Raw genomic sequence first — 6,934 nt, 5'->3', positions numbered from 1 at the left:
TTATTAATAGTTTAGTTTCGTAGCTTTTGCCGGGTGTCATTCATTTTTTCAAGGGCCTTTTCGTCATTGGTCAAATCGAATTTCAGATTTAGGAAGTATAGTTCCTGATTATAAAGCTTATTTTCATCGTATTCCTTGATAAATTCGTTTAATGTTTCCAAAATGAATGGATTGACTCCAATTTGGATATTTTTATCTTCAATTATTTCAATGCATTCCTTAAGTGTCAATTCGATATTGTCGTTTTTTGACTGGATGTACTTGATTTCGGTGTATGCAAGTGGGCTTGCCTCATATTCCATGCTGTAGATGAATAACGCAAGGGCGGTTTTAATCTGATTCTCTTCAATGTAATAGTATCCAAGGTTCCTGTAGCATCTTGCAATGTCCTGCGGATAGTATGAGTATTTCAAGGCGTCACATGTGCGGATAAAGAATTCATTCAGTGTGTATGTGTGTATCTTATATATTTCAGTCAATTCAAGAATTATTCTTGCTGAAACGGGATTGATCCTTATCGCTTTTTTGAGATACTCCTCTGCCTTATCGTATTCCTGATTTTCCAAAAGCAGAAATCCGTAAACGTAATACAAATCAAGCAAAGGCTGATTGTCCGGGATGTATCTCAACTCTTTTTCTAATCCGATATACTTTCTAAAAATCAACTCCTCAAGGGGATTTGTGAAATAGTGGTATTCGCTTACCAGATCATCCTCAAACATGTCCGGAAAGGTCTCCATGAACTTGCCGAGCTCCTCACGGGGAACGTCATACTTTCCGTTTTCAATGTCATAGTATATGTCGTTGAGGATGTCCATTATCGGATTTTCATTTTCTGAAATGTCAATGAATTCCTGCTTTTCATCTTCGCTTAAGCAATCCCACATCATTCTTGAAATCTCCTTGATGATTTCCTTGTTGTACGGATGGTCCTTATAGACTTCCATTTGAGAGGACAGGTATTGCCTGTTCAAATCCTTGTTTTCCCCTAAGTTTGCCTTGATTTCTCTTATTATCTCTTCGTACATTAACACACCTGAAGTTATTTTAATGGGTAATGTTTTTATATTACCTCTTACCTACCTTATAATGTATAAAAACTTAGTTTTATATTTTTATTAAAAAATTTTTAGGTGATTATTAAATGGCAAATCAACCAATATTTATCCTTCCTGAAGGAACTGAAAGATATTCAAAAAGAGATGCTTTAAGAATGAATATCACAGCTGCTAAGGTATTAGCAGGTATTGTAAGAACTACATTAGGTCCTAAAGGTATGGACAAAATGTTAACAAACTCATTAGGTGATGTTACCGTAACAAACGACGGTGCAACCATCATGAGAGAAATGGAAATCAATCAACCTGCAGCTAGAATGCTCGTAGAAACCGCTAAAAAACAAGAAGAAATCGTTGGGGATGGAACCACTTCTGTTGTAGTGATTGCAGGTGAATTATTAGCAAAAGCTGAAGAATTATTAGATGATGGCATTGCAACTTCTGTTGTTGTAAAAGGATACAGAAACGCTACTGCAAAAGCTGTTGAAATCTTAAAAAATATCGCAATCGATGCTGATGATGAAGAAACTCTTAAAAAAGTTGCTGTAACTGCAATGAGTGGAAAAGGTTCAGACTACGCAAAAGAACACTTAGCAGATTTAGTTGTTAAAGCAGCTTTAAGAATCAAAGAAGACGGAAAATCCGACATTGACAACATTAACATTCAAAGAGTTTCCGGTGATTCAGTGGAAGATTCATTCTTGGCTGAAGGTATCATTATCGACAAAGCACCTTTATCCAAAAACATGCCAAAAGATGTTGAAGACGCTAAAATCGCTATAATGAAATACCCAATTGAATTGAAAGACATCAACACCGATGCTAAAATTGACATTACCAGTCCTGACCAATTTGAAATGTTCTTAAAACAAGAAGAAGACATGATTAAGGATTTAGTCAACAAGGTTGTCGATTCAGGATGTAATGTTTTATTCTGTCAAAAAGGTATTGACGACATGGCAGAACACTATCTCAAAAAAGCTGGAATCATGGCTTTCAAACGTGTTAAAAAATCTGACATGGACAGAATCGCAAAAGCAACCGGTGCTAAATTAGTGTCTGACATTGAAGACTTATCAGAAGAAAAATTAGGTTACGCAGGTCACGTATACCTTGACAAAATCTTCGATCACGAATTAACCTTAATTGAAGAATGTGAAAATCCAAAAGCTTCCTCAATCGTATTAAGAGGTAGTACCCGTTATGTCACTGAACAAATCGCAAGAGCACTTGATGACGCATTAGGTGTAGTTGCAGCAACCATTGAAGAAGGTACTGTTCTCATTGGTGGAGGAGCTTGTGAAATTGATTTAGTAAAACAATTAAGAGAATATGGTGAATCTGTAAGTGGAAGAGAACAATTAGCTATTTTAAAATATGCTGAAGCTTTAGAAGTCATTCCAAGAACCTTGATTGAAAATGCAGGTTTAGACACCATCAACTTAATTGCAGACTTAAAAGCTGCTCACGAAGACTCACCATTCATCGGAATCAACGTATTTGACGGTAAAGTGGTAGACATGAAAGATGCTGGCGTTATTGAACCTTTAAGAGTCAAAATACAAGCTCTTCAATCTGCTGGCGAAGCTGCTGAAATGATCTTACGTATTGATGACATGATTGCAGCAAGAAACGCACTTAATTCCACCGGACCTGATGAGTCTGGAAATGATGCAAGCGGTATGCCTCCAATGCCTGGTGCAGGCGGAATGGGTGGCATGGGCGGAATGCCTCCAATGATGTAAGATTAAAAAATATTTTACATTTTTCTTTTTTTCTTTTTTCTTGCTTATTTTTTGATATTCTTTATTAAATGAATTGTTTTTTATTCTAACTTAAATTTTATCAATGATTTTATATTAGATAAGTTTTAATTATATGTTATTTTATCTAATAAGCTCAAACATTACTGTTTGTATTTTAATATAGTGAAGTAACTTTAATTATAATTTCATAATGTAATATTCTTTTAGAAGGTAATCTAACTATAATTTTACTTTATACTTTATTTTCATAAAGTTTTAACCTTATTTTTTAAAATTAAACTCATTTAATGTGATTTAGTAAATAAAAAGGTTTATATAAGATATTTGTAATAAATATTGGTGAAGTGAGATTAAGATATCTCATGGATGTTTAAAAAATTGTTATGGAGGTAAAATATTTTGAACAAACAAATATTACTCACTTTGTTACTATTACTCACAGTTGTTCTATCAGCTAGTGTTATTTCAGCAAGTGATGTAAATGTTACAGATTCATATACTACTAGCTTAGTAGATGACGCATCAGATGTTTCAGTCCCACTGGAGAATACTGCTGATTCATCAGAAAGTTCTGTATCAAGTGATTCAAATGTTGATAATGATTCATCTAAAGTTTCTCTATCAAGTGAAGAAGTTTTAGGATCTGAAAATTCAAATACTTTATCAACTAACTCGAATGGTGACGATCTCTTGAATAGTGAAAACGGGGTTACTCCTTTATCTTCAACTGCTAATGTTTCAAGTTCAGGCAGTAACGTTTCTTCAACTATAGATTTATCAAAAACTGTTCAAGCAAAATCAGTTACTAAATATTATAAGGGAAGCACACAGTACACTGCAACATTCTATGATAATTACGGTAATGTTTTGAAAAATACTAACGTTAAACTTACTGTAAACGGTGTTACTTACACCAAAAAGACCAATGCAAACGGTGTGGCTTCTTTAGATGTTAATCTTAAACCTGGAACTTATAATGTAGTTGCTCTAAACCCTACAACAGGTTATAAATTAAGCACTACCTTTAAGATTTTATCTACAATTACCGCTAGTGACATATCTAAAGTATATACTGACGGTAGAAAGTTTACTGCTACATTTTTGAAAAGTAACGGTAAAGCTCTAGCAAATAAGAAAATCAAGTTTAAGATTGATGGGAAAAAATACAAGGTAAAAACAAATGCAAATGGTGTAGCTAGTTTATCATTAGCCAGCCTCAGTAAAGGAACTCATAAAATTATTTCCTACAATAAGGATGGTTTGACAAAAACTAATACTATTACTGTAGTATCATCAACTACTTCATCATTGACTACTAAAACTTATACTTTCCTCACTGGAGACACCAAAAAGATTAAAGTAAAATTACTTAATAAGTTTGGTTACGCTCCGGGTAAAGGTAAGATCATTAAGATAACTATTAACGGTAAGACATACTCTAAAAAGACTAATGCTAATGGTAATGCTAAACTTAAATTACCTACTTTAAATGCAGGAGTATATACCGTAAAATATTCATTTGAAGGTAACAGTTTCTATAAGGCTTCTAGTGCTAGTGATAAAGTAGAGATTCTACCTAGTAAGACTCCTACCTTCACAGTTAAAAGTACTACCACTTTCGGACATGGGGCAAATACTCCATTCAAAGTGGCTTTAACTTCAGGTAGTGTTCCATTAGCAAAAAGGACTGTTACTATTACATTAGACGGTAAGACTTACACTAAAACCACTGATAGTAATGGTATTGTATCACTGCCAATTAGTTTGGCTGTTGGTAAGTACACTATCACATATAAAAATACTGCTGAGTCTAAGGTAAGCTCAAAAACCGCATCAACTGCGATTACCGTTAAAGAAAGGGCTGCAACCAAACTTACTTGGAAAAGCGGAACCTCTTTCTCACAAGGTACTCAAAGTTTAAAAGTTTTATTGCAAGACGCAAACAACAAGGCTTTGTCTGGCAAAACCGTTAAGTTAACAGTAAACTCTAAAACATATTCCGCAACAACCTCTTCAACAGGTTATGCAACATTTTCAGTTAATTTAGCAGCTGGAAATCAAACTGTTTCATACAATTTTGACGGAACCAACGATAATGATTATACTACATCTTCAGGTTCCACAAAGATTGAAGTTACTAAAAACAGTAATGCTGGCGGATATGGTTACTGGCTTTTCGGTGGAGACATGAAAAATGTTAATTTGAATACATTGGCTTCTAAAGGAACCACTGATATATTCTTAAATTATTATGCATTTACTGCACATGGTCAATCTGCGGTGGAATCATGGATTGCAAGCGCAAATAAATTGGGAATCAGAGTTCACATTTGGATGCAAACATTCTATGATGGTGGTAGTTGGGTAAATCCTGTCAAAAATGGTGCTACAAACACTGCTTTCTTCAATCAGAAAATAGCTGAAGCTGAAAAATACGCTAAGGTTAAAGGAGTTTCAGGAATTCACTTTGATTACTTAAGATATCCTGGAACTGCATATAAGACTAGCGGTGGTACTGAAGCTATCAATGAATTTGTAAAACAAGTAACTACAGCAGTTAAAAAAATCAATCCTGATCTTATTGTATCCTGTGCATTAATGCCTGAAACCACAAGTAACAAGTATTACTACGGTCAGGATATGGCTACAATAAGTAAGTACATGGATGTAGTTATTCCTATGATTTATAAAGGAAACTACGGAAAAGACTCATCCTGGATTAAAACTACAACAAAATGGTTTGTAGATAACTCTAATGGGGCTCAAGTTTGGGCAGGTTTACAAAGTTATCAATCAGATGATAATGTGGTAAAATTGTCCTTATCCGAAATTACAAAGGACTCACAATCAGCACTTGACGGTTCTGGATCTGGTGTCGTATTGTTTAGATGGGGTTTAAGTAACTTTGTTGACTTCAATTCATTAACCAGCAAGGTTTCATCTTCATCTTCATCATCTTCATCAGCTTCATCTTCAAGCAGCTCAAGCAGTTCTACTACTGAAACTCCGGTATCTTCATCATCCGGAACAATATCCATTAAGAACATACTTACTGGTGCTTCAAACTTAAAAAAATATTATGATGAGAAGAATGCGCTTCCAGCTACAGTTACTGCAGGTGGAGTGACATTCAAACTTCAAGAATTCTTATATGTTATGAGTCAAGCTATTTACCAGTTAGGTAACTCCAATACTAAGGATATTGAATACATAATCGGTGTTAAGGCTCCTTCATCACCTTCCGGTGATACAATTTATGAGGATTTATACAAGGCAGATTATTTGACTGTAGCTAAGAATACTGCAGCTTTCATCGCTAAAAACAATCAGGCTCCAAATTACTCTTCATCTACTGTAGGTAATATTATCTACAGTGAAGTTGTGGATGCTTTCTCACGTATTTTAGCATTTTACAATACTTACTCTGCTATGCCAAATTACGTTTCCATTAATTATGGATCAACCAGTAGCGGAGGTAGCAGCTCTTCAATTTCAGTCACTGGTAGTGGTTTAAATGAATTGAACACTATTACTGACTTGAGCGCTTACTTGAAAGCTACAACAAATTGTCAAGTAACCAATTCTGCAATCAAGTCCCTTGCGGCATCTTTAACAAGTGGTGCAACCTCTGACTATGCTAAAGCTGAATCCATATATAATTATGTGAGAGATAAAATCTCTTATAGTTTCTATTACAACACTAAATATGGAGCAGCAGGTACATTAAGCGCTAAAACAGGAAACTGTGTGGATCAAGCACATTTATTAGTTGCTTTGTATAGGGCAGCAGGTCTTGCAGCAAGATACGTTCATGGTACTTGTAAATTCTCTAGTGGAAGTACTTACGGTCACGTATGGACCCAAGTTTTAGTTGATGGTAAATGGATTGTTGGGGACCCAACAAGTTCAAGAAATTCATTTGGAAAAATTGTAAATTGGAATACTGGCTCATATTCCTTAAACGGAAAATACGCTAGTTTATCATTCTAATTGAATTTTTCTCCTTTTTCTTTTTTTTAAAATTTAAATTTATTTTTTTTTCACTATTTTTTATTATCAGTTTTAGGTCGTCCAAAACTTTTTTATACTCCTAAAAATATAAAATAATAT

At 34.3% G+C, this 6,934-nt stretch carries 3 protein-coding genes; 2 read left to right on the top strand and 1 reads right to left on the bottom strand.

The window, feature by feature from the left end; genetic code table 11:
- Positions 1 to 11: 11 nt before the first annotated feature.
- The gene (locus ILA26_RS02040) at positions 12 to 1,028 is read right to left on the bottom strand and encodes a hypothetical protein (protein WP_292893565.1); all 1,017 of its coding nucleotides are present in this window, start codon (positions 1,026 to 1,028) and stop codon (positions 12 to 14) included.
- Between the two features lie 116 nt (positions 1,029 to 1,144).
- Between ILA26_RS02040 and thsA the strand changes: the two genes are divergently transcribed.
- A complete protein-coding gene (gene thsA / locus ILA26_RS02035) occupies positions 1,145 to 2,803 on the top strand; it encodes a thermosome subunit alpha (protein ID WP_292893562.1) in 1,659 nt (552 codons plus the stop codon).
- A gap of 420 nt (positions 2,804 to 3,223) precedes the next feature.
- Positions 3,224 to 6,814: a transglutaminase domain-containing protein gene (locus tag ILA26_RS02030; protein WP_292893559.1), complete on the top strand. Its 3,591-nt coding sequence runs from the start codon at positions 3,224 to 3,226 to the stop codon at positions 6,812 to 6,814.
- The last annotated feature ends 120 nt before the right edge of the window (positions 6,815 to 6,934 follow it).

Origin of the sequence: Methanobrevibacter sp. (assembly GCF_017940815.1) — an archaeon.
Lineage (GTDB): Archaea > Methanobacteriota > Methanobacteria > Methanobacteriales > Methanobacteriaceae > Methanocatella.
The sequence above is the reverse complement of the archived record's forward strand: the minus strand, read 5'-3'. Positions and strand labels throughout refer to the sequence as shown.

Bases quoted from the DNA above. Each gene is read 5' to 3' on its own strand.
- ILA26_RS02040 (WP_292893565.1), bottom strand. From the start codon at position 1,028: ATGTACGAAGAGATAATAAGAGAAATCAAGGCAAACTTAGGGGAAAAC.
- thsA (WP_292893562.1), top strand. From the start codon at position 1,145: ATGGCAAATCAACCAATATTTATCCTTCCTGAAGGAACTGAAAGATAT.